27 protein-coding genes are annotated in these 26,727 nt (G+C 53.5%); 19 read left to right on the top strand and 8 right to left on the bottom strand.

Going from position 1 to position 26,727, the window contains the following annotated elements; all coding sequences use genetic code 11:
• Window positions 1-47: 47 nt before the first annotated feature.
• Both yhdP and tldD read left to right on the top strand, forming a co-directional pair.
• Entirely contained in the window at window positions 48-3,875 is a 3,828-nt protein-coding gene (yhdP, locus tag DXU84_RS14730) for an AsmA2 domain-containing protein YhdP (protein WP_013577286.1), read from the top strand.
• A gap of 141 nt (window positions 3,876-4,016) precedes the next feature.
• Complete coding sequence (gene tldD / locus DXU84_RS14725; RefSeq protein WP_013577285.1) at window positions 4,017-5,462, top strand: metalloprotease TldD; 1,446 nt, start codon at window positions 4,017-4,019, stop codon at window positions 5,460-5,462.
• A gap of 73 nt (window positions 5,463-5,535) precedes the next feature.
• Here tldD and aaeR read toward each other — a convergent pair whose 3' ends face one another.
• Window positions 5,536-6,474: an HTH-type transcriptional activator AaeR gene (gene aaeR / locus DXU84_RS14720; protein WP_013577284.1), complete on the bottom strand. Its 939-nt coding sequence runs from the start codon at window positions 6,472-6,474 to the stop codon at window positions 5,536-5,538.
• A gap of 273 nt (window positions 6,475-6,747) precedes the next feature.
• Between aaeR and aaeX the strand changes: the two genes are divergently transcribed.
• Genes aaeX through aaeB form a run of 3 tightly spaced genes read left to right on the top strand, consistent with a single transcriptional unit; the run spans window position 6,748 to window position 9,863 of the window.
• Window positions 6,748-6,951, top strand: coding sequence for a p-hydroxybenzoic acid efflux pump operon protein AaeX (gene aaeX / locus DXU84_RS14715; RefSeq protein ID WP_013577283.1), 204 nt, complete (start codon window positions 6,748-6,750; stop codon window positions 6,949-6,951).
• Between the two features lie 7 nt (window positions 6,952-6,958).
• A complete protein-coding gene (gene aaeA, locus DXU84_RS14710; RefSeq protein ID WP_013577282.1) occupies window positions 6,959-7,894 on the top strand; it encodes a p-hydroxybenzoic acid efflux pump subunit AaeA in 936 nt (311 codons plus the stop codon).
• Window positions 7,895-7,904: 10 nt separating this feature from the next.
• On the top strand, window positions 7,905-9,863 hold the full coding sequence (gene aaeB, locus DXU84_RS14705; protein WP_121019661.1) for a p-hydroxybenzoic acid efflux pump subunit AaeB: 1,959 nt from the start codon (window positions 7,905-7,907) through the stop codon (window positions 9,861-9,863).
• Window positions 9,864-9,870: 7 nt separating this feature from the next.
• Here aaeB and DXU84_RS14700 read toward each other — a convergent pair whose 3' ends face one another.
• Complete coding sequence (locus DXU84_RS14700) at window positions 9,871-10,452, bottom strand: maltose acetyltransferase domain-containing protein (RefSeq protein WP_013577280.1); 582 nt, start codon at window positions 10,450-10,452, stop codon at window positions 9,871-9,873.
• 185 nt (window positions 10,453-10,637) lie between these two features.
• Between DXU84_RS14700 and DXU84_RS14695 the strand changes: the two genes are divergently transcribed.
• The 3 genes from DXU84_RS14695 to DXU84_RS14685 all read left to right on the top strand — a co-directional run bounded on the left by DXU84_RS14695 (window position 10,638) and on the right by DXU84_RS14685 (window position 12,921).
• Window positions 10,638-12,098: an NAD-dependent succinate-semialdehyde dehydrogenase gene (locus DXU84_RS14695; RefSeq protein WP_013577279.1), complete on the top strand. Its 1,461-nt coding sequence runs from the start codon at window positions 10,638-10,640 to the stop codon at window positions 12,096-12,098.
• Between the two features lie 77 nt (window positions 12,099-12,175).
• Window positions 12,176-12,622 carry a ribonuclease domain-containing protein gene (locus tag DXU84_RS14690; protein ID WP_153376105.1) on the top strand — a complete coding sequence of 149 codons (447 nt, stop codon included), beginning with the start codon at window positions 12,176-12,178 and terminating at the stop codon, window positions 12,620-12,622.
• Window positions 12,623-12,627: 5 nt separating this feature from the next.
• Window positions 12,628-12,921 (top strand): barstar family protein, encoded by a 294-nt coding sequence (locus DXU84_RS14685; protein ID WP_013577277.1) that lies wholly within the window; start codon window positions 12,628-12,630, stop codon window positions 12,919-12,921.
• Window positions 12,922-12,973: 52 nt separating this feature from the next.
• Here DXU84_RS14685 and yjgA read toward each other — a convergent pair whose 3' ends face one another.
• On the bottom strand, window positions 12,974-13,525 hold the full coding sequence (gene yjgA / locus DXU84_RS14680; protein WP_013577276.1) for a ribosome biogenesis factor YjgA: 552 nt from the start codon (window positions 13,523-13,525) through the stop codon (window positions 12,974-12,976).
• 227 nt (window positions 13,526-13,752) lie between these two features.
• Here yjgA and pmbA point away from each other — a divergent pair, with 227 nt between their 5' ends.
• Both pmbA and cybC read left to right on the top strand, forming a co-directional pair.
• Entirely contained in the window at window positions 13,753-15,093 is a 1,341-nt protein-coding gene (gene pmbA, locus DXU84_RS14675; RefSeq protein ID WP_015690526.1) for a metalloprotease PmbA, read from the top strand.
• Between the two features lie 147 nt (window positions 15,094-15,240).
• Window positions 15,241-15,627, top strand: a complete 387-nt coding sequence (gene cybC, locus DXU84_RS14670) for a cytochrome b562 (RefSeq protein WP_013577274.1) — start codon at window positions 15,241-15,243, stop codon at window positions 15,625-15,627.
• 453 nt (window positions 15,628-16,080) lie between these two features.
• On the opposite strand, the gene rnk is transcribed toward cybC, so the two are convergent.
• Complete coding sequence (rnk, locus tag DXU84_RS14665) at window positions 16,081-16,491, bottom strand: nucleoside diphosphate kinase regulator (RefSeq protein ID WP_119262143.1); 411 nt, start codon at window positions 16,489-16,491, stop codon at window positions 16,081-16,083.
• Between the two features lie 399 nt (window positions 16,492-16,890).
• On the opposite strand from rnk, the gene DXU84_RS14660 reads away from it, so the two are divergent.
• The 9 genes from DXU84_RS14660 (at window position 16,891) to DXU84_RS14620 (ending at window position 24,627) form a co-directional block, all read left to right on the top strand.
• Window positions 16,891-17,241 carry a PRD domain-containing protein gene (locus DXU84_RS14660; protein WP_112198097.1) on the top strand — a complete coding sequence of 117 codons (351 nt, stop codon included), beginning with the start codon at window positions 16,891-16,893 and terminating at the stop codon, window positions 17,239-17,241.
• Window positions 17,242-17,287: 46 nt separating this feature from the next.
• Complete coding sequence (locus DXU84_RS14655; RefSeq protein WP_013577270.1) at window positions 17,288-17,653, top strand: SFCGS family glycine-rich protein; 366 nt, start codon at window positions 17,288-17,290, stop codon at window positions 17,651-17,653.
• The gene (locus tag DXU84_RS14650) at window positions 17,653-17,952 is read left to right on the top strand and encodes a DUF4312 family protein (protein WP_037035025.1); all 300 of its coding nucleotides are present in this window, start codon (window positions 17,653-17,655) and stop codon (window positions 17,950-17,952) included. The genes DXU84_RS14655 and DXU84_RS14650 overlap by 1 nt, the downstream gene beginning before the upstream one ends.
• A 32-nt stretch (window positions 17,953-17,984) precedes the next feature.
• Window positions 17,985-18,761: a DUF4311 domain-containing protein gene (locus DXU84_RS14645; RefSeq protein WP_037035026.1), complete on the top strand. Its 777-nt coding sequence runs from the start codon at window positions 17,985-17,987 to the stop codon at window positions 18,759-18,761.
• Between the two features lie 13 nt (window positions 18,762-18,774).
• Entirely contained in the window at window positions 18,775-19,422 is a 648-nt protein-coding gene (locus DXU84_RS14640; RefSeq protein ID WP_119262142.1) for a DUF4310 family protein, read from the top strand.
• Window positions 19,423-19,503: 81 nt separating this feature from the next.
• On the top strand, window positions 19,504-20,637 hold the full coding sequence (locus tag DXU84_RS14635; RefSeq protein WP_013577266.1) for an amidohydrolase/deacetylase family metallohydrolase: 1,134 nt from the start codon (window positions 19,504-19,506) through the stop codon (window positions 20,635-20,637).
• Complete coding sequence (locus tag DXU84_RS14630) at window positions 20,627-21,754, top strand: DgaE family pyridoxal phosphate-dependent ammonia lyase (protein ID WP_153376102.1); 1,128 nt, start codon at window positions 20,627-20,629, stop codon at window positions 21,752-21,754. Before DXU84_RS14635 ends, DXU84_RS14630 begins: the two co-directional genes overlap by 11 nt.
• The gene (locus DXU84_RS14625; protein ID WP_153376100.1) at window positions 21,751-22,491 is read left to right on the top strand and encodes a KDGP aldolase family protein; all 741 of its coding nucleotides are present in this window, start codon (window positions 21,751-21,753) and stop codon (window positions 22,489-22,491) included. Before DXU84_RS14630 ends, DXU84_RS14625 begins: the two co-directional genes overlap by 4 nt.
• Before the next feature lie 216 nt (window positions 22,492-22,707).
• On the top strand, window positions 22,708-24,627 hold the full coding sequence (locus tag DXU84_RS14620) for a transcription antiterminator (protein WP_013577263.1): 1,920 nt from the start codon (window positions 22,708-22,710) through the stop codon (window positions 24,625-24,627).
• A gap of 25 nt (window positions 24,628-24,652) precedes the next feature.
• Here the strand turns inward: DXU84_RS14620 and npr are convergent, their stop codons facing one another.
• The 4 genes from npr to hpf all read right to left on the bottom strand — a co-directional run bounded on the left by npr (window position 24,653) and on the right by hpf (window position 26,712).
• Window positions 24,653-24,925 (bottom strand): PTS phosphocarrier protein NPr, encoded by a 273-nt coding sequence (gene npr / locus DXU84_RS14615; protein WP_013577262.1) that lies wholly within the window; start codon window positions 24,923-24,925, stop codon window positions 24,653-24,655.
• Window positions 24,922-25,776, bottom strand: coding sequence for an RNase adapter RapZ (gene rapZ / locus DXU84_RS14610; protein WP_013577261.1), 855 nt, complete (start codon window positions 25,774-25,776; stop codon window positions 24,922-24,924). The genes npr and rapZ overlap by 4 nt, the downstream gene beginning before the upstream one ends.
• Before the next feature lie 67 nt (window positions 25,777-25,843).
• Window positions 25,844-26,326: a PTS IIA-like nitrogen regulatory protein PtsN gene (ptsN, locus tag DXU84_RS14605; protein ID WP_173362074.1), complete on the bottom strand. Its 483-nt coding sequence runs from the start codon at window positions 26,324-26,326 to the stop codon at window positions 25,844-25,846.
• A 98-nt stretch (window positions 26,327-26,424) separates the two neighbouring features.
• The gene (hpf, locus tag DXU84_RS14600; RefSeq protein ID WP_013577259.1) at window positions 26,425-26,712 is read right to left on the bottom strand and encodes a ribosome hibernation promoting factor; all 288 of its coding nucleotides are present in this window, start codon (window positions 26,710-26,712) and stop codon (window positions 26,425-26,427) included.
• Between the last annotated feature and the right edge of the window lie 15 nt (window positions 26,713-26,727).

Below are 26,727 nucleotides of genomic sequence, written 5' to 3'. Positions count from 1 at the left end.
TCTGTGCGGGTGAAAACCAGCATGGAATGGAAAACAAGGAGAGAAGTTTGAGGCGACTGCCCGGTATTTTATTAACCACCAGCGCAACCCTTGTCGTGATAGTGGCTTTGGTGATCAGTGGCTTGCGTCTGGCATTGCCTCAGTTGACCCGCTTCCAGGATCAACTGGTCGGGAAAGTCGAGGCGGTCACGGGCGTACCGATCGAGTTATCGCAAGTCAGCGCCAGCTGGAAAACCTTTGGCCCGATCATGGAGATCCGAGGCCTACAGGTGACATTACCGGACTCAAAGTGGCAGGTTCAGCGCATTACCCTGGCGCTGGACGTCTGGCAATCCTTGCTGCATTTCCGCTGGCAGTTCCGCGACCTTACTTTTTACAATTTGCAGCTGGATTTAAACAGCACGCTGGGTGGCGAAAGCAATAAAGGCAACGGCATCCAGCCAAACCGCGTCAGTGATATTTTCCTCAGACAGGTCGACCATTTCGATCTGCGCAACAGCCGCATTTCCTTCCTGACGCCTTCCGGTCCACGGGCGGAATTCGACATTCCTCAGATGACCTGGCTGAACAGCCACAACCGCCATCGCGCCGAAGGGCAGCTTAGCCTGTCGAGTTTTAACGGGCAGCACGGCATTGTGCAGTTGCGTATGGATCTGAACGACACCAATGGTTTGCTCAATAACGGGAAAATTTATCTTCAGGCCGATGATATCGACATGAAACCGTGGTTCAGCCGGTGGTTGCGCAATAATACCGGTCTGGAAAGTGCTAACTTCAGCCTTGCGGCGTGGCTGACGGTGCGTAGTGGCGATATTTATGCCGCTGACGCATTGCTGAAAAATGGCTCTGCCACCTGGAAAAATGGCACTGAGGAACACCAGCTCGATGTCGATAATCTGACATTACACGGTAACCGTCAGGGTAATGGCTGGCAGGTTGGCACGAAGCAGCTGAATCTGAAAACCGATGGTGTGGCGTGGCCGAAAGGCCGCCTTGAAGTACTTTATCTGCCGGAAAATAACCAGTTCCTCGGGCCCTCGCAGGGTGAAGAGCTGCGCATCCGTGGCACCAATCTGCAACTGGAACGTTTAGGCCCGGTGATCCCGACTTTCTCATTCCTGACTCCGGCTTTACTGGAGCGCTGGCAGGATTTAAAACCCGCCGGTAACGTTGATCGGCTCGCGCTGGATATCCCGCTAAAGCAGCCTGATCAGACCCGTTTTGATGTGAACTGGCGCGATGTCAGCTGGCAGCGCTGGAAACTGCTGCCGGGTGTCAATCATTTCAGTGGTGGCCTGAAAGGTAGCGTGGCGGGCGGGCAGATGACGGTGAAATTACAAGACAGCCTGCTGCCGTACGGCGAAATGTTCCGCGCACCTCTGGATATCAGTGCGGCGACCGGTACCTTTAACTGGAAGAACGGCAAAGATGGCTGGTCATTGTCGGGTAAAGACGTAGATGTCAAAGCCAACGCGCTGTGGGCGAAGGGCGATTTCCGCTACAACCAGCCTGTCAAAGGTGACCCGTGGCTGAATATCCTGGCCGGTATTCGCCTGTATGACGCCGGTCAGGCCTGGCGCTATTTCCCTGAACCGCTGATGGGCAAACATCTGGTAAATTATCTCAGTGGTGCCATAAAGGCCGGTCAGGTGGATAACGCCACCCTGACCTTCAACGGCAATCCACATCATTTCCCGTTCAAAAAGAACGAAGGGCAGTTTGAAGTGTGGGTTCCGCTACGCCACTCGACCTTTGAGTTCCAGCCAGGTTGGCCAGCGCTGACTGATCTGGATATCGATCTCGATTTCCTTAATGACGGCCTGTTTATGAAAGCCGCGCACACCAAACTGGGCAATGTGGACGGTAACAATGTCGTTGCCAATATTCCTGACTACCTGAAAGAAAAACTGTTTATTGATGCGGACCTGCGCGGGCAGGGGAAAGATATCGGCGATTATTTCATGGATACGCCGTTGCATGACTCGCTGGGCTCCGCGCTACAGGAATTGCAGATTGGCGGCGAAGTGAATGGTCGCTTACATCTGGATATTCCGCTCGATGGTGAACTTGTGCGTGCATCCGGTGGCGTCACGCTCAATAACAACAGTCTGTTTATTAAACCGCTGAACAGCAAAATCAGTCAGCTCAGTGGCCAGTTCAGTTATGACAATGGCAACCTGCAAAGTAACCGGCTTACCGGTAACTGGTTCGGGCAACCGGTCAACGTGATGTTCAGCACGCAGGAACTGCCGGATGATTTCAAGGTTCAGGTCGGGCTGGATGCCAACTGGCAACTGTCCAAAATCCCCGGCTTGCCAGCGGCAGCCGCCAGTAAAATTTCGGGTGGTACACCGTGGAAAGGCGACGTCAATATTACGCTGCCGCACAAAGGCACCCCGACCTATACCGTCGATGTAAACGCCGATCTGAAAGATGTGAGCAGTCACTTACCCGATCCGTTGAGCAAGAAAGCCGGTCATCCGCTGCCGCTGGTGGTGAATGTCAAAGGCGACCTGCACAGTTTTAATCTGCAAGGTGTGCTGGCGGGCAAAGATCATTTCAACAGCCGCTGGCTGCTGGGTAAACAACTGAAACTCGATCGCGCATCGTGGCAGGCAAACAGCAAAAAAACGCCTCCATTGCCGGATGACAGCAGTCTGACGCTCCATCTGCCCGCACTTGATGGTGAAAGCTGGCTGGGTTTGCTGTCACCGGATAAAGCGACGCAGGACACTACTACTAAACTGGCCGGTTTCAGCTTCCCGCACCAGATTATCCTGACAACGCCTGCGCTGACACTGGGCGGACAGGTCTGGAATGACCTGACCCTCACCTCGGTACAAGGGCATCAGGGCATGGAGGTCACTGCCAAAGGTAAGGAAATCGATGGCAGGCTGAATATGAATGACAACGGTCCGTGGCTGGCTAATCTGAAATACGTCTATTTCAATCCGCAATGGACGGTCGCGGATGTGGCCAGCAGCGGTCAGCCGGGCGGTAATCCGTTTGCTACTGAAAAGATTTCGTTTGCCAGCTGGCCGGCATTGCAACTGCGTTGTGAAGCCTGCTGGTTCCTCGGTCAGAACTTCCGCAAAGTGAATGCTGACCTGACACCGCAAGGCGATCAACTGATGCTGCGTAACGGTCTGATAGATACCGGCGTGGCACGTCTCGACGTGCAGGGCGACTGGAGGCAGAACGGGCAGGGCGAAAACACCGGCCTGAAAGGCAAGCTGACCGGTAAGAATATTGAGCAGGCCATGTCATTCTTTGGCGTGACTACACCACTGAAAGGCGCGCCGTTTGACGTTAACTTTGATTTGCACTGGAAATCCGTGCCGTGGAAGCCGGATATCAGCACACTGAACGGCACCCTGAAAAACACGCTGGGCAAAGGCGAAATTGCGGATGTCGGCACGGGCCGCGCCGGACAATTGCTGCGACTGGTCAGCTTCGATGCGCTGCTGCGCAAACTGCGTCTTGATTTCAGCGATACCTTTGGCCAGGGCTTCTATTTTGACTCCATCAAATCCACGGCCTGGATTAAAGACGGCGTACTTCATACCGACGATCTGCTGGTTGACGGGCTGGAAGCAGATATCGCCATCACCGGGAAGGTCAATTTCGTGAATCAGCAATTGGATCTCGAAGCGGTCATTGCGCCGGAAATTTCCGCCACAGTAGGTGTGGCGACGGCGTTCGTCATCAACCCGGTAGTCGGCGTTGCAGTCTTCGCTGCCAGTAAAGTGCTGGCGCCGCTGTGGAATAAAATCTCGCTTATCCGCTATCAGATTGACGGCACTATCGCAGAACCCCGTATCAACGAAATTCTGCGTAAACCGGTTGAACATCCAAAAGCCGCCGCCGCACAGTAACGCCACCGTGAAGGTGGCAGGAAACCTCGTTCATGCTGTGTTAGGCTGTTAATAACCTTGTAACAATGGATTGTCTGGCGTGCAGACTGTGTAGACCACAGTCTGCACGCCGGATTGTCGTCTAAAAGAGAGTGAACATCTATGAGTCTGGCCTTAGTCAGTGAGCAGTTACTAACTGCTAATAATCTGAGTCATCAGGATCTGTTTTCCATTTTGGGCCAGTTGTCTGAACGTCGTCTTGATTATGCCGATCTCTTTTTCCAGTCCAGTTTCCATGAAAGCTGGGTGATCGAAGACAGCATCATCAAAGACGGTTCTTACAATATCGATCAGGGCGTCGGTGTTCGTGCGGTAAGCGGTGAAAAAACCGGTTTTGCTTATGCTGACCAAATCACGCTGAATGCCCTGAACCTGAGTGCAACAGCTGCCCGCAGCATTGTCCGCGACCAGGGCAATGGCAAAGCGCATACGCTGGGCGAAATTGCCTATAAATCTCTTTATTCTCCGCTGGATCCGCTGCAAAGCCTGTCACGCGAAGCAAAAATCGAACTGCTACACCGCGTCGACAAAATTGCCCGTGCGGCCGATAAGCGCGTGCAGGAAGTCAGTGCCAGCATCACCGGCGTGTATGAAAACATCCTGGTGGCAGCCACCGACGGCACGCTGGCGGCAGACATTCGCCCTCTGGTGCGTCTGTCCGTGAGCGTTCTGGTTGAACAGGATGGACGTCGTGAGCGTGGCTCAAGTGGCGGCGGCGGTCGTGTTGGTTATGACTACTTCCTCGAAACCGTTAACGGTGAAGTGCGTGCGGAAGCTTTTGCCCGTGATGCCGTGCGTATGGCGTTGCTGAATCTGACGGCAGTCGCCGCCCCGGCAGGTGGCATGCCGGTGGTGCTGGGCGCAGGCTGGCCAGGCGTGCTGTTACATGAGGCGGTAGGCCACGGTCTGGAAGGTGACTTCAACCGTCGCGGAACCTCTGTATTTAGCGGTCAGATGGGCAAACGGGTGGCTTCTGAACTGTGTACCGTAGTGGACGACGGCACCCTGCCGGGCCTGCGCGGTTCGCTGGCGATTGACGACGAAGGTGTGCCGGGGCAGTACAACGTGCTGATCGAAAACGGCGTGCTGAAAGGCTACATGCAAGACAAACTGAATGCGCGCCTGATGGGCGTTGCGCCGACCGGTAACGGCCGCCGCGAATCTTACGCACATCTGCCGATGCCGCGTATGACCAACACCTATATGCTGGCCGGGAAATCAACGCCGGAAGACATTATCAGTAGCGTAGAATTTGGCCTGTATGCGCCAAACTTCGGCGGCGGTCAGGTGGATATTACTTCGGGTAAATTCGTGTTCTCTACCTCCGAAGCTTATCTGATCGAAAAAGGCCGCATCACCAAACCGGTGAAAGGCGCGACGCTGATCGGCTCGGGCATTGAAGCGATGCAACAGATTTCCATGGTCGGCAACGATCTGGCGCTCGATAAAGGCGTCGGTGTGTGTGGTAAAGAAGGCCAGAGCCTGCCGGTCGGGGTCGGTCAGCCTACCCTGAAACTGGATAATCTCACCGTCGGCGGCACTGCGTAGCAGAAGATTATTTCGGTGTTATCCCTCCCCTTTCACAAGGGGAGGTCAGGTGGGTTTTTGGTTTGATACGAACTCAATTCCACTGAGTCACTTTCTTGCCCTGCCGGTATCCCTGATACACCTTGCTTACCCGTTTGAAATAATCCGTCAGATAATCAATACAGACCTGCACTTTCAGCGGCAGTTTGTCCTTTTCAGTATACAGCGCGTAAACCGGGCGCGGATCGGACTGATAGCGCCTGAACAGAATCTCCACCTCACCGGCATTAATCTCCTCAATCACCCACATCAGCGGAACATACGCGATACCGACACCGGCTTTCAGCCAGCGGATCATGGTCTGCGAATCGTTAGTTACGAAGCGGCCTTGCGGTGTAATACGCGTTGAAACACCTTCGGGGGCGATCAGTTCGAATTCACTGTCCGGGCGGACGCTGTATTCCAGCCAGGAGAAATTCACCATATCGGCGGGTTTCTCCGGCGTGCCGTGTTGTGCCAGATAACTGCGCGCCGCACACACCACCATCGGCATTGAGCCTAAGCGGGTGCAGAACAGGCTGGAATCCTGCAACGCGCCGACGCGGATCACCACGTCCAGTCCGTCAGCGATCAGGTCCGGTGCCGGAATGCCAGTCACCAGATTCACCGTCAGACCGGGGTATTCGGTGAGCATTTCCGCAGTCATCGCGGCAAGAACATTTTGTGCCATCGTCGATGAACTGCCGATGCGTAATGTTCCGGTCGGGGTGTTGTTGAAGGCATACAATTGTTCATGCACTTCACGTACGTCGTGCAACATTTTCCGGCAACCCTGATAATAAAGTTTACCGGCTTCTGTCAGACCGATGCTGCGGGTGCTACGGTTTAGTAATTTGATTTGTAAGTCATTTTCCAGCTTTGAAATCGTCTGGCTGATGGCAGAAACGCTCATGTCGAGGCGTCGTGCGGCCGCCGTGAAGGAGCCGCTTTCCACGACCTGAGCAAAGATCGACATGCGTTTTAATCGGTCCATTGTTAACTCTGGCTTAAAAGTGATTTAGATCACAGAACGTTGATCTGTTGATAATAAGCACGCTAATATACCCTTCCGGGCGATAAAGCTCAGGTTTCAGTTTTCCTGACATCATGCTTACCTTCGCACACTTCCCTGGCAACTCTGCAGCTTCATTGCTCTGCTCCCGTTGAATTATTTTCTCCGGGGTCGCGTGCCGTTGCCTAAAATAACGAATAATGCGTGCGCGGGACGATATGTGTTTGTCCGTCGTAATAATGTAAGGAATTTTTGATGAGTTTGCTTCCGGTAATGGTGATTTTCGGATTGTCGTTTCCTCCGGTGTTTTTTGAAATATTGTTGGCGCTGGTGGTGTTTTTCCTGCTGCGGCGCATATTGCAACCCACCGGAATTTATGATTTTGTCTGGCACCCGGCATTGTTCAACACAGCGTTGTACTGCTGTCTTTTCTACCTGATCTCCTGCATGTTCGTCTGAGGGCGTTGTGAAAAATTTCTCCATAAAAATAATACGTTACACAATAACGTTGATTCTTGTCGTGCTGGCTGTCATCGCAATCTTCAAAGCCTGGGCGTTCTATACAGAATCTCCATGGACCCGTGATGCCAAGTTTACCGCTGACGTTGTGTCCATCGCGCCCGATGTCACCGGTCTGATTACCGATGTGCCGGTGACGGATAACCAACTGGTGAAAAAAGGCCAGGTACTGTTCAAAATTGACCAGCCGCGTTACCAGCAGGCGCTGGACGAAGCGAGTGCTGACGTCGCGTATTACCAGGCGCTGGCTTCTGAGAAAAAGCGCGAGGCCGGACGTCGTGTGAAACTGGGCGTACAGGCCATGTCGCAGGAAGAAATCGATCAGGCCAATAACGTGCTGCAAACCGCTGAACATCAGCTGGCGAAAGCGCAGGCTGCACGGGATCTGGCGGTGCTGGATCTGGAACGTACCGTGGTTGTCGCACCTGCTGATGGCTGGGTGACTAACCTGACCGTTCATCCGGGCAACTACATTAACCGGGGTTCGACTGCCGTGGCGCTGGTGAAGAAAAATTCCTTCTACATTCTGGCGTATCTGGAAGAAACCAAACTGCCGGGGCTGAAAAAAGGGGATCGTGCGGAAATCACGCCGCTCGGCAGCAACCGTATTATGCACGGTACGGTCGACAGCGTAGCGGCGGCGGTGACGAACAGCTCCTCTTCTGCGGCGACCAACGGTCTGGCGACCATCGACAGCAACCTTGAATGGGTGCGTCTGGCACAGCGTGTGCCAGTGAAAATCCTGCTTGATGACAAAGACCAGCAACATCCTTATCCGGCAGGTACCACGGCGACGGTCGTGATTACCGGCAGCCATGACCGTAAACAAGATGAAGGATCCCCGTTCCTTCGCCTCCTGCACCGTCTGAGAGAGTTTGGTTAAGGCCGGAAAGATGAATAGCGTACTTATCCCGCGCGTACGTTTTGCCTGCAAGCTGACGTTCGCGATCCTCGGCGCACTGGTTCTCGGGTTCTATCTGCAACTCGAAACCCCGCGCTGGTCGGCCATGACTGCCGCGATCGTAACGTCGGGACCTGCGCTGGCGGCGGGTGGCGAACCCTTTGCCGGTGCTATTCGTCATCGTGGTTTTCTGCGGGTTATCGGCACCTTTATCGGCTGTATCGCGGCGCTGGTGATCGTGATTGCTACCGCCCGCGCACCGGTCGTTATGCTGCTGTTATGCTGCATCTGGGCGGGCGTGTGCACCTGGTGGTCGTCGCTGGTTCGTATCGAGAACTCGTATGCGCTGGGTCTGGCTGGTTATACCGCGCTGATTATCGTAGTGACTTCCGCCAGCTCGCCTTTGCAAACTCCGCAGTTTGCGGTTGAGCGTTGCAGTGAAATCGTTATCGGGATTTGCTGCGCTATCGTCGCTGACCTGTTGTTCTCTCCCCGTTCCATCAAAAAAGATATTGACCGTGCCGTCAGTCAGCTGATGTTGGATCAGTTTGCGCTGATGCGGATTTGCGTGAATAGCGGGACGAAGGAAGACATCGATAAGTCCTGGAACAACCTGGTGAAAAGCACGACCGCGCTGAACGGGATGCGCGGCAGTCTGATGATGGAGTCGTCGCGCTGGCAGCGGTGTAATCGGCGCCTGAAAGCGCTGCACAGCACCTCGCTGAGCATGATCACCCAGGCGTGCGAAACCTATCTGATTATGCAAAGCTCTCCGGAACGGGTCTCGCCTGAACTGAAAGCATTGTTTGCTGAACCCGCTGAAAACGTGGCGGATGTGCATCGCAGACTGAAACAATTACGCCAGATGATTACCGGCATGCACAGCGACAACGTACTGATGACGGTCAGCGCCTGGACCGGCGCCGGAACCCGTGCGCTGTTGCTGATGAAAGGCATCCAGACCAACAGCAGTATCAGCACCATTGAAAGCGGGGTGCTCGATGGCGAAGTGGTGGTGCGGCCTGTTTCAGCAGAACGTCACCATGCGCTGGTCAACGGCCTGAGAACCTTCACGGCGACAACCATCGGCTGCCTGATGTGGCTGTGGACCGGCTGGACGTCAGCCAGTGGTTGCGTGATTATCATCGCAGTGGTGACTTCGCTGGCGATGCGTACGCCGAACCCGAAAGGCATGGCGATGGATTTCATTATCGGCATGTTGCTGGCGATTCCGGTCGGCTCGATGATGTTTATGCTGATCATGCCCGCAACGCAGCAGAGCCTGTTCCTGCTGTGTCTGATGCTGGGGATCTTCACCTTCTTTATCGGTATCGAAGTGACCAAGCGTCGTCTCGGTATGCTCGGGTTGCTGGCGGGCACCATTAATATTCTGGTGCTCAGCAATCCGATGGTTTTTAACGTCACGTCGTTTCTGGATAACGCGATGGGGCAGGCGATCGGTACGGTGATCGCGATGGCGGTGTTGCTGATTGTGCGCGACAAGTCTCGCGAGAAAACCGGGCGTACGCTGCTTAACCGCTTTATGAGCAGCGCGGTATCGGCGCTGACCACCAAAGCGTACCGGCGTCGTGAAAACCATCTTCCGGCGCTTTATCATCAGCTGAACCAGTTGCTGGTGATGTTCCCGAACGATATTGGTAAATACCGTCTGGCGCTGATGCTGATTATCGCGCACCAGCGCATGAAACTGGCAGAAGTGCCGGTGAATGATGAGCTGTCGGCATTCCACAAGAAAATCCGTAATACGGCCGATCACGTGGTCTCTGCTTCAGGTGAAGGCAAGCGCACCTATTATTATCAGCGGTTACTGAAAGAGCTGGGTGAGTATCAGGAGAAACTGGTCGAGTACGACGCACCACTGAAAGTGACCGAGCCGGTAAGGCGCCTCACTGACATGCTGCAACGTTATCAGCACGCGTTCCTGGCCTGACCGGCGGCTATTTCAGGAAAGCCTCACGGTCGCTGGCGGTGATCGGACGTAATACGCGGCAGGGTACACCTGCCGCGACCACATCCGGGGGAATGGATTTGGTCACCACACTGCCAGCCCCAATCACGCTGTTACGTCCAATCGTCACACCCGGATTGACTATCACGCCGGTGCCCAGCCAGACATTATCTTCAATGACAATCGGCAGCGAGAATTGCTGTCCGGTGATGCGGATGTCAGGATCAATGGGATGTCCGGCGGTGGCGAGCGTGACGTTCGGTGCGATCATCACGTTATTGCCAATGGTCACGGTGGCGTCATCCACCACCGTGAGATTGAAGTTAGCGTAAAAGTGGTTGCCGATATGAATATGGGTGCCATACGCGACGCGCAGCGGCGGCTCAATCCAGCAGGACTCCCCCAGACTGCCCATAATACTTCTGAGCAATTGCAGGCGCTTTGCCTCTTCAGAAGGGCGCGTGAGATTGAAATCATACACCCGCTCTTTTCCGGCACCGCGTTCCTCCGGCAATCCTTCGTCCATGTCTGTATAAAGTTCACCGATATTCATTTTTTCGCGCGTCGACATGCCTTCTTCCTTTGTAAAAATGGGGTGGGGTTCACCGCAGTTTACTGAGGGATGCGGAAACTGTGAACGTATGACAATTCACTTTGCGATCTGTGTCTCTCAGTGCTGTCTGACAGACGCTTCTGCTCAAGCCGCTATACTTACCTGATAGATCGCTTAAAACGGCATAAATCAGGAGGATCCTCATGTCAGCCCAACCTCATAAACTCTCCACGCATCCATTATTTAAGACCGGCTATTTTGCCGGTGGTAAATGGCTTAAAGCCAAAGAAACCTTTGATGTGCTGGATCCGGCAACCGGCGATGTGGTCGCCAAAGTCGCCAAAGCCGGTAAAGCAGAAACAGAAGCCGCGGTGAAGGCAGCCAGTGACGCATTCCCCGAATGGCGCAAAACCACTGCGAAAGCGCGTTCTGAAATCTTGCATCGCTGGTATGAACTGATGCTGGAAAATAAGCAGTTTCTGGGTGAGCTGATGGTTGCCGAGCAGGGCAAACCGCTGAAAGAGGCACTGGGCGAAGTCGATTACGCCGCCAGCTACCTGCAATGGTTCAGCGAAGAAGCCAAACGCGCTAACGGAGAAATCATTCCTCCGGCCAAATCCGGCTCACGCATTCTGGCGACCCGCGAACCGGTCGGCGTGGTGGCGGCCATCACGCCGTGGAATTTCCCGCTGGCGATGCTCACCCGTAAACTGGGGCCGGCGCTGGCGGCAGGCTGTACCGGTCTTATCAAACCGGCCAGTAACACGCCGCTGTCGGCGTTCGCCTTGTTGCAACTGGCGCAGGATGCCGGGGTTCCTGACGGTGTGATCAATGGCGTGGCCGGTGACACCGGTGCCATCAGCGACGTGATTATGACCAGCAATGCGGTACGTAAAGTCTCCTTTACCGGCTCGACGGAAATCGGCAAAACGCTGGTGCGTAACAGCGCCGACACCATGAAAAAGGTGTCGATGGAACTGGGTGGCAATGCGCCGTATATCGTGTTTGACGATGCCGACATTGAGGCGGCGGTGAAGGGCGCGATCACTTGTAAATTCCGCAATACCGGCCAGGTCTGCGTGTGCATCAATCGTATTTATGTGCAGGAGGGCGTGTACGAGGCGTTTACCTCGCGGCTGGTGGAAGAAGTACGCAAGCTGAAAGTCGGCAACGGCATGGACGAAGGCGTCATTGTCGGGCCGCTGATTGATATCAAAGGACTGGAGAAAGTTGAAGAGCACGTCAAGGATGCGCTGGAGAAAGGTGGACGCCTGATGGAGGGCGGACAGCGCCACAAACTCGGTGGCAACTTCTTCCAGCCGACGGTCATTATTGATGCCACTGATGACATGAAAGTGGCGCATGAAGAAACCTTCGGTCCGCTGGCGGCCTGTTTCCGTTTCAAAACGGAAGAGGAAGTGATTAAACGCGCCAACGACACACCTTTCGGGCTGGCAGCGTATTTCTATAGCCAGAATCTTCAACGTATTTTCCGGGTCGCGGATGCTATTGAGAGCGGGATGATTGGTATTAATGAATGTGCGATTTCCAACGAAGCCGCGCCATTTGGCGGCGTAAAAGAATCCGGCCTTGGACGTGAAGGTTCGGTGCTGGGGCTGGAAGAATATTTGCAGGTGAAAACGCTGCATTTAGGGAATCTTTAAGTCAGCTTTCCAGAAGTTACTTTTTAAGAAACAATAAACAGAAACAGTTTCATTCCGGCTCAACACAAAGGACGTCAATGAAGGCATTTAACGGGCGGTGTGTGCGCAATCTGGTGATGGCCGCCGTGTTTTTCGGGCTGTGCGGTGTCGCGGGGCAGGTTGTCGCGAAAACGACATATAATCAGGGCACAATAGTTCCGGGCACCGATGAACAAACGGTGATCGGCTATTTACGCCAGAACCATAAATTGCCTGAAAATTACATCACCAAGAAAAAGGCGCGGGAAGCCGGCTGGGATGCCCGTTCCGGGAATTTATGTGATGTATTGCCGGGCAAAGCCATCGGTGGTGACCGCTTCTCAAACCGGGAAGGACGTTTGCCTTCGGCGTACAAAAGGGTGTGGCGCGAAGCGGATATTAACTATCGCTGCCGGCGTCGCGGTGCTGACCGCGTGTTGTTTGCCAGCGACGGGCTGATTTATGTCAGTAAAGACCATTATCAGAACTTCGTTCGGGTGGAGTGATGTCGATGAATAAAGTGAGCTTCGATTTTAATCACATCCCGGATTTACCCGCATTCTACCGCGAGTTTGTCCGTCAGTTTGCACTGACTGACAGCTTCGGCGCGAATCTGGACGCACTCTGGGATGAGGTAACGGGCGGGATTGCACTGCCGGTTGAGATAGATTTCATTAATCTGAATGCCAGCCGTAAACGCCGTTTCGGCGCGCTGATTCTGTTGTTTGAAGAAGCGGAGGAAGAACTGGAAGGCGAGTTGCGGCTGAATCTGCTGGAGAAACCCGCAGTAAAGGCTAAAGGCTGAAAAGAAAAAACCCGCCATTTTCTGTTAAGTAAAAAGGCGGGTTTTTGTTTTTTTATTCCTGACCTTCAGCCAGTTCGCGCAGATACTGAAAAATCTGGCGGTAAGATTTCGGCGGCTTGTTAGTGGCTTTCTCTTTCTGTGCGTTACGGATCAGTGCGCGCAGTTGCTGGCGATCGGCTTCAGGATACAACTCCAGTACCGGCGGGATCGCATCATCACCTTCTTCAACCAGACGGTCACGCAGCATTTCCAGTTTATGGAACAGCGAAATCTGCTGGTTATGGCGGTTTTTCAGCTTATCCAGCGCGGTCTGGATCGGTTCAACATCGCGGGAACGCAGCATTTTACCAATCAGCTGTAACTGGCGGCGGCGGCCTTCTTTCTTGATCTTCTGCGCTAAGTCGATCGCTGCGCGCAGATCGTCGTCCAGCGGCAGTTTGTCCAGCGAGTTTTTACCCAGTTCAACCATTTCTGCACCGAGATCTTTCAGCGCCTCGGCGTCACGTTTAATTTCACTTTTACTGACCCAGATGATTTCTTCATCATCTTCGTTCTCGTTGGTTTCGGGAACGTCGTCGTGCCAGTCGTCAATTTTCTTTGTCATGGGCGCTTCCTCTTAACGAGGTAATCCTGTCAGTTTGATTGTGCTTTATTGCTTTGGCGGCATTATGCAGGGTTATGCCGCATACATCCATGTTCTGTTGCAACTTTGGGCATAACAACGCCGGAGTGAATGCGAAATTGTGGCGAGTCTCTGTTAGACTCAAAGATAAGACTTTCTGTATATCAGTGTAGAACAATCCCTTTTATCTCATAAGCGATGGCATGCCGATGAACGTAGTGAATCAAGTAGCGCAGCAGCGTAAGACTCTGGAACAGGCCGTATCTCAGGCACTGGAACTGGCGAAAGCCGGTTCAGATGCTGCAGAAGTGGCGGTCAGCAAAACCACCGGTATCGGCGTCAGCACCCGTTTTGGCGAAGTCGAGAATGTGGAATTCAACAGCGACGGCGCACTGGGCATCACCGTTTATTATCAGAACCGTAAAGGCAGTGCGTCTTCCACCGATTTAAGCCCGGACGCTATTTCCCGCACCGTGCAGGCGGCGCTGGATATTGCCCGTTACACGTCGCCGGATCCGTTCGCGGGCGTGGCCGATAAAGAGATGCTGGCGTTCGATGCACCGGACCTGGATTTATTCCACCCGGAAGAGCTGGATCCGGATCGCAGCATCGAACTGGCCGCACGTGCTGAACAGGCGGCGTTGCAGGCTGACAAGCGTATCACCAACACCGAAGGTGGCAGTTTCAACAGCCATTACGGTATCCGCGTTTTCGGTAACAGCCACGGCATGTTGCAAAGCTATTGCTCGACGCGTCATTCGATTTCCGCCTCAGTGATTGCCGAACACGAAGGCGACATGGAGCGCGATTATGCCTACTCCATCGCCCGTAAAATGAGCGATCTGAAAGACCCTGAATGGGTCGGCGCAGAGTGCGCCCGCCGCACCTTGTCACGTCTGGCGCCGCGCAAATTACCGACCATGCAGGCCCCGGTATTGTTCGCTTCTGAAGTGGCGACTGGCCTGTTCGGGCATCTGGTGGGGGCGATCAGCGGTGGCAGCATTTACCGTAAATCGTCTTTCCTGCTCGACAGCCTCGGCAAGCAAATTTTGCCGGAGTGGCTGACCATTGAAGAACATCCGCACCTGTTGCAGGGGCTGGCTTCCACGCCATTCGACAGCGAAGGTGTGCGCACCGAGCGTCGTGATATCGTCAAAGACGGCGTGCTGCAAAACTGGCTGATGACCTGCTATTCCGCGCGTAAGCTCGGTCTGCAAACCACCGGTCACGCGGGCGGCATTCACAACTGGCGCATCGCCGGTCAGGGCGATGATTTCGCCGGAATGCTGCGTAAGCTCGATAAAGGCCTGGTCGTCACCGAACTGATGGGGCAGGGCGTCAGTGGCGTTACCGGCGATTACTCCCGTGGCGCGGCAGGTTTCTGGGTCGAGAATGGCGAGATCCAGTATCCGGTAAGCGAAATCACTATTGCCGGTAATCTGAAAGACATGTGGCGCAATATGGTCGCCATTGGCAGCGACATCGAAACCCGCAGCAATATCCAGTGCGGTTCCGTGCTGTTACCGGCAATGAAAATCGCTGGCGAATAACCCTCCTTAAAGCAGCGGTCGCCCGATCGCTGCTTTAATTCTTTACAAAAAATTCATCCCGTTTTTCTCTCTCTCAGCCTATTTTTATAAAGCCTTACAAGCAATGTCGTTTTATCTAATAAACAAATAACAATAGAGAGAAAGTTCATGCGTAAACAACTGATGGCGTTAGCGGTGATAGCCATGCTCGGCAGCAGCACGGCAGCACTGGCAGCAGATTTAGAAACGGACATGGATACAATTGCTGATAACTACGGCAAGGTGTTGAAAACCAGCGATCAGGCCGAACTGACCACCGGTCTGGCAAACATGAAAGCGGCTGCCGAGGACGCGAAAAAAGCCACACCACCGAAACTGAAAGGCAAAGCCCCTGACAGCCCGGAAATGCAGGATTACCACAAAGGGCTGGATACGCTGATTGGCCAGATTGACAAGGCCTCCGCTTTAGCCAAAGCGGGCAAGGTCGATGAAGCGAAGAAAGAAGCTGAAGGGTTCAAGGCGACAAGGAATGAGAACCACAAGAAGTTTAAGTAAGCAGATGGCGGGTGTCTTGCTCCTCCCCTGCGAAGGGTAGGGAGTAAAACCCACATTATTTCATGGTGAGAAATAGCCGGAATTGACCGCTGTCTTGCTCCTCCCCCTGCGAAGGGGGAGGCGGGGAGGGGGTTTTAATGACAAAACCAATGTCAGTGCAAACTTTAACTTATTGATTCGCCATTAATACCCCACCCCAACCCTCCCCTTCGCAGGGGAGGGAGTAAAACCCACATTACTTCATGGTGAGAAATAGCCGGAATTGACCGCTGTCTTGCTCCTCCCCCTGCGAAGGGGGAGGCGGGGAGGGGGTTTTAAAGGCAAAACCAATGTCAGTGCAAACTTCAACTTATTGATTCGCCATTAATACCCCACCCCAACCCTCCCCTTCGCAGGGGAGGGAGTCGTTCAGCGCGTTGCCTCCCACCTTCGCAGAAAAAGGAGTTAACTGCCTTAACGTCTCAACTCCCCCGCCGCCTCCGGCTGAAACAACAATTCCAGCACTTCAATCCGGCTGTTCTCGCCATTTGGCATTTCCCACGTGATACTTGCGCCCACGCGCAGCCCCAGCAGGGCAGCGCCCAGCGGGGCCATCACCGACAGTTGCTCGTTGCTGTCTTTCAGCGCCGCCGGATAGACCAGCGTGCGGATGTGTTCTTCGCCGTCTTTACCTTCAGTAAAGCGAACCTTGCTGTTCATCGTCACTACGTCGGCAGGGATTTCCTCGGGCGGCAAAATCTCGGCGCGATCTAACTCGTCATTCAGTGCGTCGGCGACCGGGCTGCTGGCAAACGCCGGTTGCGCCAGCAGTGTGTCCAGGCGTTCTGCGTCAAGTTCATTGATGATCAGTGTCGGTTTACTCATAACATTCTCCATGGTTCCTTTTGCATCACCCGCTTCATGCGAGTGGGGTGCCGGTCGGCAAAAAATAACACCCCTGCGGGTAAGCGCAGGGGTGTCGGTAATTTGCATGTGTTCTTTGATACTAGGCACTCTTAAGCGGAAATGAAAGCGTTGTGAGGGAATTAATCCGCATTGCGAAAAATCCGATTACCAGTGTAATACGCTGCTACACCCTGCAATATTCAGTGATATGGCGACTTAACTTTTCGTTTTGCGAATTGGATCTGCTCAGCGCATCGTATTTCCACTTCGAACTGGAAAAAGACCCTCTACACAGGAAATCTTACCGGGGTTAGGGTAAAGACAGACGAAATACACGGCTGAAAATAGTGGGCCGGGCAAGGAGAGAGGTAACCGCGAGTGAATAACGCAAGCGCATCTGTGAATGGAACCGGGCGGATTGAATTGAAAGATGCTGCGGCGATAACAGAGCAAGTATTAAAAGATATTCAGACAATGCAAAGTGCGAAGAATATCTACACCACCGATGTTCAGTTGCAGATGTTAACGTCACACGTTAAAGCCATGGTATTACGCTCGATTACCGGTGAGCCGTTGCCTGAAGTCGAAAAAGAGTTATTTGATGAAATCTCTGCCGACTCCATGCAAATGGCAGAGGACGTGGTGAGCTGGTTCGGGAATTTACCGATTGAGGAAGCGTATTTGCTCTCGGTACATTTTGAAGTGGCCAGAGACAACGAGCCGAAATAATTTTTATTGAAATTTTAATGCATTAATTAATGTGGAGATGTGAATCATGGGACAAGTATTAGTTGTGATCGGCGACCGTTTAGGTAAAGGCCAGAAAGTGGCAGCCGGCGTGGAAGCGGCTGGCGGGAAAGCCATCGTTGTCCCGGGTATGGCAGCAGATATGAAACTCGGTGACGTGATGAAAGCAGAAGGTGCGACCTTTGGTATTTCTTTCTGCGGCAGTGGCGGTGCCGGTGCGATTACCGCACAAAACAAATACGGATATAAAGCTAAGTACGGGATGCGTTCAGTGGATGAAGGTGTCACGGCAATTAACGAAGGCTGTTTAGTATTAGGGTTCGGATTTATGGATAAAGAAGAACTGGGTCAGCGTCTGGTTGAAGCTTATAACAAGAAGTATGGTCAGGCGTAATGAAGCAACAATTAACCACGACAGTTCGGGTTGAAGGAAAGGGCGAAAATAAGGCTGCCGCCTTTTCTTCCGCACTGAGTCAGGTTCAGAGAACGGTTCTCAAATCGTCTGCCAATAATGTCTTACTGCGTATAGAACCGCAGGACGTCAGGATAATAAAGGCAGAAGAGTCAGTCAAAAGAGAAAAGTTTCTGTTCTTTTTTCTGGCCAGGGAAAGAAAGAGTTATTACGTGGCGTTAGACATTACCGTCAACCTGACTGTTATTAATACGGAACAGGTAGTTTTTGTCACGAAATAAAAACGTTAGCTATAAATGACAAGGATATACTGATGTTTTTAATTATTTTATTTAAGTCGCTTATTATCGGCGGACTGGTTGGCGTGGGCGTAGGTGCGGGGGCCGCACGTATGTTCCATGCACCCACCGTGCAAGGAATGGGGGCTTTTCGTACGCTTGGGGAATTAAACTCCTGTGAAGGCGATCCGGCTTCGCATTTCTCATTTGGTCTGGGCTTCTTCTTTAACGCCTGGGCTTCTTCCGTGGCGGCAGGTTCTTTCACCCAGGACGTTGACCACCGCATCATTCCCCACTGGGCAACCGCTGCCCTGATGTTTAAAAACCGCAATGTGGCTGAAACCATGCATGACCCGCGCAAGATGGCGATTGCAGGCGGCATCATCGGCATGATTGTGGTCGCCTTCCTCAACACTACTGCGTCTGCGGTGCCTGCGGCGTTGCAGGTCACGGCAATCAAAGTGCTGGTGCCTGCGGCCAACCTGTTGGTGAACACCGTGATGCCGGTGATTTTCTGGCTGGCGGCGATCGATGCAGGACGTCGTTCCGGTTTCTGGGCCACTATTTTTGGTGGTCTGGCGCAGATGATCATGGGTAACGCCGTACCGGGTCTGGTGCTGGGTATCCTGATCGGTAAAGGCGTCGAAGAAAGCGGCTGGAACCACGTCACCAAAGTGATGATGGCGGCGATTATCGCGCTGTTCGTCCTCAGCGGTTTCTTCCGTGGCTTCGACGTCAAACTGTTGCAGTCATTCATGCTGGACGTCCCGACATGGCTGAACGGCATTCACAATTCACTCAGCGGCAAGTAAGAGGAACATGACAATGGAAGAACAAGCCAAACGTGGTTTCTGGTACGCCGAGTGGTCGTTCCCGATTTTTGTCGGACTGCTGTCTTCCGGTGTTTTCGCCGGGACACACATGTATTACCTGTACGGCATCGGTGCGTTTAATGAAGTGGCGTTTGTATCAATGCTGCGTTCCGGCATGGATACCGGTGTGTACGGCGCCGTGGCGGCCTTCGGTGCCAGCTTTCTGTTTGCCCGCATCATCGAAGGTTCGCTGGTCGGTATTCTCGATATCGGCGGTGCGATCCAGACCGGTATCGGCCTGGGCGTCCCGGCACTGTTGCTCGGCGCGGGGATTATCTTCCCGGTGGCGAACTTCGCGGCCTCGCTGGTAACCGGCCTGATCCTCGGGTTAGCCGTCGGTTACATCATCATTCTGGCACGTAAATTCACCATCAATCAGAGCAATTCTACCTACGGCGCTGACGTGATGATGGGCGCGGGTAATGCCTCCGGCCGCTTCCTCGGGCCGTTGATTATCCTGTCGGCGATGGCGGCATCGATTCCTATCGGTCTGGGCTCGCTGATTGGCGCACTGGGTTTCTATCTGTGGCAAAAACCGATTACCGGTGGTGCCATTCTCGGCGCAATGGTGCTGGGCGCTGTCTTCCCGGTTTCACTGTAAGAACGCAGTAGTACAGAAGAAAAGCTGCAGTAAACGGGCGTCAGGAACACTCCTGACGCCCGAGATTATGGAGAACGTCGTATGTATGACTTAATCATCCGGCAGGCATTACGCGCAGACGGCAGCCTGACTGATATTGCAATCCGCGACGGCAAATTCGCCGCCATTGGCACGTTGCCCTGCGGTGCCACCGCCCGCCAGACTCTCGATCTTCAGGGCAAGGTTTACGCCAGCGCGGGATGGATCGACTCCCATGTTCACTGTTACCCCAAATCGCCGATTTATCATGACGAAGCCGATCTGATTGGTGTGGCCTGCGGTGTCACCACCGTGGCCGATGCGGGCAGTACCGGCGCGAATGATGTCGACGATTTCTATCAGATTACCCGTGAGGCGAAAACCAACGTCTACGCGTTTCTCAATATCGCCCGCACCGGCATTGTCACGCAGAACGAACTGGCGGATATGACCCAGATCGACAAGGTCGGCGTGCGTGACGCCATCGCGCGAAATCCCGGTTTTATCATTGGCATCAAAGCGCGCATGAGCAGCAGTGTGGTCGGCCAGAACGGCATTAAGCCACTGGTGCGCGCCAAAGAAATTCAGCAGGAAAACGATGACCTGCCCCTGATGGTGCATATCGGTAATAACCCGCCGAACCTCGACGAAATCGCAGATTTACTGACCTCGGGCGACATCATTACCCACTGCTATAACGGCAAGCCGAACCGCATTCTCTCGCCGGAAGGCGTGCTGCGTGATTCCGTTAAGCGGGCGCTCAGCCGTGGCGTGCTGCTGGATGTCGGTCACGGCACCGCGAGTTTCAGCTTTGAAGTGGCAGAGCTGGCCATTAAGCAGGGCATTTTGCCGCACACCATCAGTTCCGATATTTATTGCCGCAATCGCCTCAACGGGCCGGTTCACAGCCTGGCGACGGTGATGTCGAAATTCTTCAGCGTCGGCATGACATTGCCGCAGGTGATTGATTGCGTTACATCGCATGCCGCTGATGCGCTGCGTCTTCCTGCCAAAGGTCGTCTGCAAATCGGTGCCGACGCCGATCTGACCCTGTTTGAACGCCGTCAGGCGCCGCAGGTGTTTATCGATTCCGAAGGACAGTCCGTGAAGGGCGAAAGTTTGCTGGTGCCTCTGGCCGCTGTGGTCGCGGGCGTCACTCTGTTAACCGAAGAAGGGAAATCTGCTCATGTCTTCTGAACAATCGCTGTATGAAAAGTACCAGTTAAAACAAGTCATTAATGCTTCCGGTCGTATCACAGCGCTGGGCGTTTCCACGCCGCGTGAAGAAGTCGCAGCAGTGGTGAATACCGGTCTGAATCATTACTTTGAGATGAAAGATCTGGTGAACAAAACCGGCGCTTACATCGCGAAACTGCTAAACGTCGAAAACGCGGTGGTGGTTTCCTGCGCTTCTGCCGGGATCGCGCAATCTGTGGCGGCGGTGATCGTCAAAGATGACGCCTGGCTGCTGGAAAACCTGCACGCCGCGCCACTGGAAATCCCGCACGATATCGTTCTGCCAAAAGGCCATAACGTGAATTTCGGTGCACCGGTCGCGACGATGGTGACGATGGGCGGTGGCAAGGTGGTAGAAGCCGGTTATGCCAACGAATGTTCTGCCGCACAACTCGCGGCCTGCATCACCCCGCGTACCGCTGCAATCATGTACATAAAATCGCACCACTCAGTGCAGAAAAGCATTTTGTCGGTTGCGGAAGCCGCTGAAGTGGCGCGTAAGCACAATGTGCCGCTGATCGTCGATGCCGCCGCGGAAGAAGATCTGACCTGTTATTACGAGATGGGTGCAGATCTGGTGATTTACAGTGGCGCGAAGGCCATCGAAGGGCCGACCAGCGGGCTGGTGCTCGGCAAAAAACAGTATGTCGAATGGGTAAAACTGCAATCGGGCGGGATTGGTCGTGCGATGAAAGTCGGCAAAGAAGGCATTCTTGGCCTGACGCAGGCCATCGAAAGCTATCTCACCTTGCCGAAAACCACCGGGCAGGAAATGGTCGACAAGATGACGCCATTTATCGCCAGCCTGAATGAAATCAGCGGTGTCACCGGACGCGTGGTCTGGGACAGCGCCGGACGTGATATCGCCCGTACGGAAATCACTTTCGATGAAGCGATACTGGGCTGGAAAACCAAAGCCATTGTGGACGCCATGAAAAACGGCGATATCGCGATTTATTTCCGTGGCTACCGCGCCAACGAAGGCAAGATCGAAGTCGATGTGCGCAGCGTGACGCCGCCGCAGCTCACCATCGTCGCACAACGTTTTAAACAACTTTTCAGCGGAGACAAAGCATGAAGCTGACCCCAAATTTCTATCGTGACCGCGTGTGCCTGAATGTGCTGGCGGGCTCGAAAGACAATGCCCGTGATATCTATGAAGCGGCAGAAGGTCATGTACTGGTCGGTGTGCTTTCCAAAAATTATCCAGACGTCGCGAGTGCGGTGGCGGACATGAAAGAGTATGCCGCATTGATTGAAAACGCGTTGTCTGTCGGTTTAGGCGCGGGCGATCCGCGTCAGTCTTTGATGGTCAGCCAGATTTCAGCGCAGGTTCAGCCGCAGCACGTCAATCAGGTCTTTACCGGCGTAGGTACCAGCCGTGGAATGCTTGGACAAAACGACAGTGTGGTCAACGGTCTGATTTCACCCACCGGAAAAGTCGGTTTCGTGAAAATCAATACCGGACCACTGAGTTCTGCTTCTGCGGACGCCATCGTGCCGGTGGAAACCGCCATTGCGCTGCTGAAAGATATGGGCGGCAGCTCGGTTAAATATTTCCCGATGGGTGGCCTGAAAACCCGTGATGAATTCGCTGCCGTGGCCCGTGCCTGTGCGGAACAGGATTTCTGGCTGGAACCGACCGGCGGTATCGATTTAGAAAACTTCGAGCCGATTATGGAAATCGCGCTGGCGGCGGGCGTCACTAAAATCATCCCGCATATCTACAGCTCGATTATCGACAGCGCCACCGGTAACACCCGTCCTGACGATGTGAAAACCCTGCTGGCCAGCGTCAAAAAGCTGGTGGGCTGAAGGTTCTGACCTTTCCTGCGCGGTAAGCCGTCCGGGCACACTGATGTTGTTACCGGATGGCAAATATATTTACGCAATCAATCAACGAAGCGATAACATCACCTGATTCAAGGTATTTGCCGAAAACGGCAAACCGCGTTTATCGATGACTCTGTGGCGGTCGGCAGTTCGTCGTAAAGGGTGATCGCGCCGTAGCCGGAATAATATGGAAGAACAATGGTGAGATTTCCCAATCAACGTCTGGCGCAACTGTTTGATGCGCTGCAAACCGAAACGCTGCCTCAGGATGAACTGGCAAAACGCCTGTCGGTGTCGACGCGGACGGTCCGTGCGGATATCACTGCGCTTAATGAAATCATCGCGGACTATGGCGCGACCTTCGTACACAACCGTGGCAGCGGGTATCAGCTGCGCGTTGATGATCAGAGCCTGTTCTCGTCGTTACAGCAGTCGACACAACGTAAACCGAATCCGACGCCGCGTACGGCCGCAGAGCGGGTGAAGACGCTGCTGATCCGCTTTTTGACCTCAGCTTTTTCATTAAAGCTGGAAGATCTGGCTGATGAATGGTTTGTCAGCCGGGGAACCCTGCAAAATGATATGGCTGAGGTAAGGGAGCATCTGGCCCGCTATCATCTGAATATTGAAACCAAGCCGCGCTACGGCATGAAGCTGTTTGGTGCGGAGCTGGCAATCCGCGCCTGCCTGACCGACTTGTTGTTCCAGCTCGATGCCGAAGAACAGGCCAATCCGCTGCTGAAGGCGGAAAGCCTGGAGTCGGAAGCGCTGGTGCCGCTGACGCGCTTTATGCATCAGCTTCTGACGCAGTCTTCTATTCAACTGACCGACGAAGGTGAACAATATCTGATTCTCTATTGCGCGGTGGCCATTAAACGCATTGCCGGCGGTTATCCGCTGACTGATTTTGATGCTGAAGACGGTGACCCGGCGGTCAAACACGTTTCTGTGCGGCTGGCTGCGGAGCTGAAAAGTCTGGTGGGCAAGGAAATTCCGGCCTCTGAAGAAGCTTATCTGCGGGTGAATATCGCCGCGCGTCGCGTCCAGCAAATCCTGCCAACGGACATTAATGCTGACGATGACGAATCGCTGGTCGATTACATCCTGTCGTATATCAATTCGCACTATAGTTATGATTTACAAGGTGATAAACAGCTGCGCGCTGATCTGCTGACGCATATCAAAACCATGATTACGCGGGTGAAATACCAGATTAATATCCCCAACCCGCTGCTGAACAACATCAAACAGCATTACCCGATGGCGTATGACGTCACGCTGGCGGCGGTGTCGAGCTGGGGGAAATACACGCCGTACACCCTGAGTGAAAACGAGATTGGGTTTCTTGTGCTGCATATCGGCGTCGGGCTGGAGCGGCATTACAACATCGGTTATCAGCGACATCCGCAGGTGATGCTGGTATGCGACACCGGCAATTCGACCATCCGTATGATTCAGGCGCAGATTAGCCGCAAATATCCGCAGCTGGTGATGAAACAGGTTGTGACGTTGCGGGATTACGAACAACTGGAACACATCGACGAAGATTTCATCATCTCCAACGCCCGCATCAGCGAGAAGAATAAACCGGTGGTGGTGCTGTCGCCATTCCCGACCGAATACCAGATGGAGCAGCTTGGCAAGCTGGTACTGGTTGATCGCACCCGGCCTTATATGCTGGAAAAATTCTTCGACGAAAAACACTTCATGATCATCGATGAACCGATGACGCAGGCGGAGTTATTCCGCCATGTGTGCTCTCAGCTGGAAGCCGAAGGCTACGTCGATCAGGCGTTTTATCCGTCGGTGGTTGAGCGCGAGGAAATTGTCTCGACCATGCTGGGGGAAGGGATTGCGCTGCCGCACTCGCTGGGGCTGCTGGCGAAGAAAACCGTGGTGATAACGTTGCTCTCTCCGCAGGGCATTGCGTGGGGAGAAGGGGAGACCGCACACGTGATTTTCCTGCTGGCAATCAGCAAGGCAGATTATGAAGAGGCGATGGCGATTTACGATTTGTTCGTGACGTTTGTGCGGGAACGCTCAATGAGCCGTTTGCTGAGCAGCGAAAACTTTGAGAGTTTCAAGGCCATTGCAATCGACTGTTTAAGCCGCATTTAATACGGCTCAAAGAGTGCGTTAATTATCAGTCTTCATCAAAACCTGAATTAATCAGATTTACCACTGCCGTCAATGCCTGTTCTTCATCGGGGCCGGTGGCTTCGATTTCGATTTTCTGACCTTTCGGGGAATCGAGCATCAGCAGCGCGATGACACTGCTGGCTTCCGCTTCAATGCCCGTGTCGTTGCGCAGCATCACTTCTGATTCAAAGCTCTGCACCAGTTCAAACAACTTCATTGCCGGGCGGGCATGCATACCCAACCGGTTTTTGATTTCTACCGTTTGTTTCACCGTCATGATTTGCGTTTTTCCAGCGTGCGATGGCGGGATTGCACATTTTTCCCGCGGGAACGGAAATAGTCGGCCAGTTGCTCTGCGATATAGACCGAACGGTGTTTACCGCCGGTACAGCCAATGGCGACGGTCAGATAGCTGCGGTTGTTCGTTTCCAGCATCGGCAGCCATTGTTCGAGGTAGCTGCGGGTCTGGTAAATAAAGTTGTGCACTTCAGTATGACGGTCAAGAAACGCCGCGACCGGCTTATCAAGGCCTGTCATCGGACGCAGTTTCGGATCCCAGTGCGGGTTTGGCAGAAAACGCACATCGAAAACGTAATCCGCATCAATCGGAATGCCGTGTTTGAAACCGAAGGATTCGAACACCATCGTCAGTTCGCGCTCGCGTTTACCCAGCAGACGGGTACGCAGCATTTCTGCCAGTTCATGCACGGACATTTCGGAGGTGTCGATGATCAGATCCGCAGACGAACGCAGTGGTTCGAGCAGATCGGCTTCTTCATCAATGGCACTTTCGAGGGACAGATTTTTGCTGGAAAGCGGGTGCAGTCGACGGGTGTCGCTGTAGCGGCGGATCAGAGTATTGCGGTCGGCATCAAGGAATAACAACTGCGGTGAGAAGCTCTCCGGCAGTTGTGACATCGCATACTCATAAACTTCCGGTGTTTCCGGCATGTTACGGACGTCAATGCTGACGGCCGCTGACGTATTACGTTCAACAAGGGTCTGGGCAAGCTGCGGCAATAACACCACCGGCAGGTTATCCACGCAGTAAAAACCCATGTCTTCTAGTGCCCGTAGGGCAACCGACTTCCCGGAACCGGAACGGCCGCTGACAATCATCAGCACCATGGTGTCACTCCCCTGGCATTCAGTGTGCAGAATTCATTTTCCCGGCACTGTACCGGGAATCAGCAATTTATTCGTTTTCAGTCATTATCTGGAACAGTTCTTCGTCACTTTGCGCGCCACGCAGACGGCGACACACTGTTTTATCAGCTAATTTCTTAGCGACTAAAGATAATGTATGTAAATGGGTTTTACATTGATCTGCCGGTACCAGCAAGGCAAAAAGCAAATCTACCGGCTGATTATCGATGGCGTCAAAAGCAATCGGTTGTTCAAGCTGAATGAATACGCCGACGGCACGTAAAGTGTCTTCTTCCAGCTTACCGTGCGGGATGGCGATCCCGGCACCGATCCCGGTGCTCCCCATACGTTCACGGGTCAAAATGGCGTCAAAAATCACCTGCGGCGACAAATTTAATTGTTTGGCGGCCAGCTCACTGATGATTTCCAGTGCGCGTTTTTTGCTGGCGCAATGAACGCCGCTTTTGGTGCATTCGGCATTAAGCACCGACGTTAATTGCATTGCAGTATCGTTAATCATGTCATCTTTCACTTTTGCGCTGTTTCACCCTTAAAGCTATATCGGCTCGTTTCCCGAAGGTCACAAGCCGATGCCCGAAGGTTTGTAGCACAGGGTTGGCTACATGAATGTCAGTGCTGTTTCAGTTTGTCTTTATGTTTATTCAACTGTCGGGCCAGTTTATCAACCAGTCCGTCAATCGCTGCGTACATATCCTGATGTTCCGAGGTGGCATGTAATTCGCCTCCGTTCACATGCAAAGTGGCTTCCGCTACTTTCTGCACCTTTTCCACGCTCAACACCACATACACCTGATTAATCCTGTCGAAATACTGCTCAAGCTTAGCCAGCTTCGACGTGATGAATTCTCTCAGGGGATCCGTGATCTCAATGTGATGTCCGGTAATGTTGAGCTGCATAATGTCTTCCTTCTC

Origin of the sequence: Rahnella sp. RcJ3, assembly GCF_009498575.1 — a bacterium.
GTDB classification, from domain to species: domain Bacteria; phylum Pseudomonadota; class Gammaproteobacteria; order Enterobacterales; family Enterobacteriaceae; genus Rahnella; species Rahnella aceris.
The sequence above is the reverse complement of the archived record's forward strand: the minus strand, read 5'-3'. Positions and strand labels throughout refer to the sequence as shown.

What these genes read in the sequence shown, in the direction of transcription:
- tldD (WP_013577285.1), top strand. Translation starts at nt 4,017, where the DNA reads ATGAGTCTGGCCTTAGTCAGTGAGCAGTTACTAACTGCTAATAATCTG.
- aaeR (WP_013577284.1), bottom strand. Translation starts at nt 6,474, where the DNA reads ATGGACCGATTAAAACGCATGTCGATCTTTGCTCAGGTCGTGGAAAGC.
- aaeX (WP_013577283.1), top strand. Translation starts at nt 6,748, where the DNA reads ATGAGTTTGCTTCCGGTAATGGTGATTTTCGGATTGTCGTTTCCTCCG.
- aaeB (WP_121019661.1), top strand. Translation starts at nt 7,905, where the DNA reads ATGAATAGCGTACTTATCCCGCGCGTACGTTTTGCCTGCAAGCTGACG.
- DXU84_RS14700 (WP_013577280.1), bottom strand. Translation starts at nt 10,452, where the DNA reads ATGTCGACGCGCGAAAAAATGAATATCGGTGAACTTTATACAGACATG.
- DXU84_RS14695 (WP_013577279.1), top strand. Translation starts at nt 10,638, where the DNA reads ATGTCAGCCCAACCTCATAAACTCTCCACGCATCCATTATTTAAGACC.
- DXU84_RS14690 (WP_153376105.1), top strand. Translation starts at nt 12,176, where the DNA reads ATGAAGGCATTTAACGGGCGGTGTGTGCGCAATCTGGTGATGGCCGCC.
- DXU84_RS14685 (WP_013577277.1), top strand. Translation starts at nt 12,628, where the DNA reads ATGAATAAAGTGAGCTTCGATTTTAATCACATCCCGGATTTACCCGCA.
- yjgA (WP_013577276.1), bottom strand. Translation starts at nt 13,525, where the DNA reads ATGACAAAGAAAATTGACGACTGGCACGACGACGTTCCCGAAACCAAC.
- pmbA (WP_015690526.1), top strand. Translation starts at nt 13,753, where the DNA reads ATGAACGTAGTGAATCAAGTAGCGCAGCAGCGTAAGACTCTGGAACAG.
- cybC (WP_013577274.1), top strand. Translation starts at nt 15,241, where the DNA reads ATGCGTAAACAACTGATGGCGTTAGCGGTGATAGCCATGCTCGGCAGC.
- rnk (WP_119262143.1), bottom strand. Translation starts at nt 16,491, where the DNA reads ATGAGTAAACCGACACTGATCATCAATGAACTTGACGCAGAACGCCTG.
- DXU84_RS14655 (WP_013577270.1), top strand. Translation starts at nt 17,288, where the DNA reads ATGGGACAAGTATTAGTTGTGATCGGCGACCGTTTAGGTAAAGGCCAG.
- DXU84_RS14650 (WP_037035025.1), top strand. Translation starts at nt 17,653, where the DNA reads ATGAAGCAACAATTAACCACGACAGTTCGGGTTGAAGGAAAGGGCGAA.
- DXU84_RS14645 (WP_037035026.1), top strand. Translation starts at nt 17,985, where the DNA reads ATGTTTTTAATTATTTTATTTAAGTCGCTTATTATCGGCGGACTGGTT.
- DXU84_RS14640 (WP_119262142.1), top strand. Translation starts at nt 18,775, where the DNA reads ATGGAAGAACAAGCCAAACGTGGTTTCTGGTACGCCGAGTGGTCGTTC.
- DXU84_RS14635 (WP_013577266.1), top strand. Translation starts at nt 19,504, where the DNA reads ATGTATGACTTAATCATCCGGCAGGCATTACGCGCAGACGGCAGCCTG.
- DXU84_RS14630 (WP_153376102.1), top strand. Translation starts at nt 20,627, where the DNA reads ATGTCTTCTGAACAATCGCTGTATGAAAAGTACCAGTTAAAACAAGTC.
- DXU84_RS14625 (WP_153376100.1), top strand. Translation starts at nt 21,751, where the DNA reads ATGAAGCTGACCCCAAATTTCTATCGTGACCGCGTGTGCCTGAATGTG.
- DXU84_RS14620 (WP_013577263.1), top strand. Translation starts at nt 22,708, where the DNA reads ATGGTGAGATTTCCCAATCAACGTCTGGCGCAACTGTTTGATGCGCTG.
- npr (WP_013577262.1), bottom strand. Translation starts at nt 24,925, where the DNA reads ATGACGGTGAAACAAACGGTAGAAATCAAAAACCGGTTGGGTATGCAT.
- rapZ (WP_013577261.1), bottom strand. Translation starts at nt 25,776, where the DNA reads ATGGTGCTGATGATTGTCAGCGGCCGTTCCGGTTCCGGGAAGTCGGTT.
- hpf (WP_013577259.1), bottom strand. Translation starts at nt 26,712, where the DNA reads ATGCAGCTCAACATTACCGGACATCACATTGAGATCACGGATCCCCTG.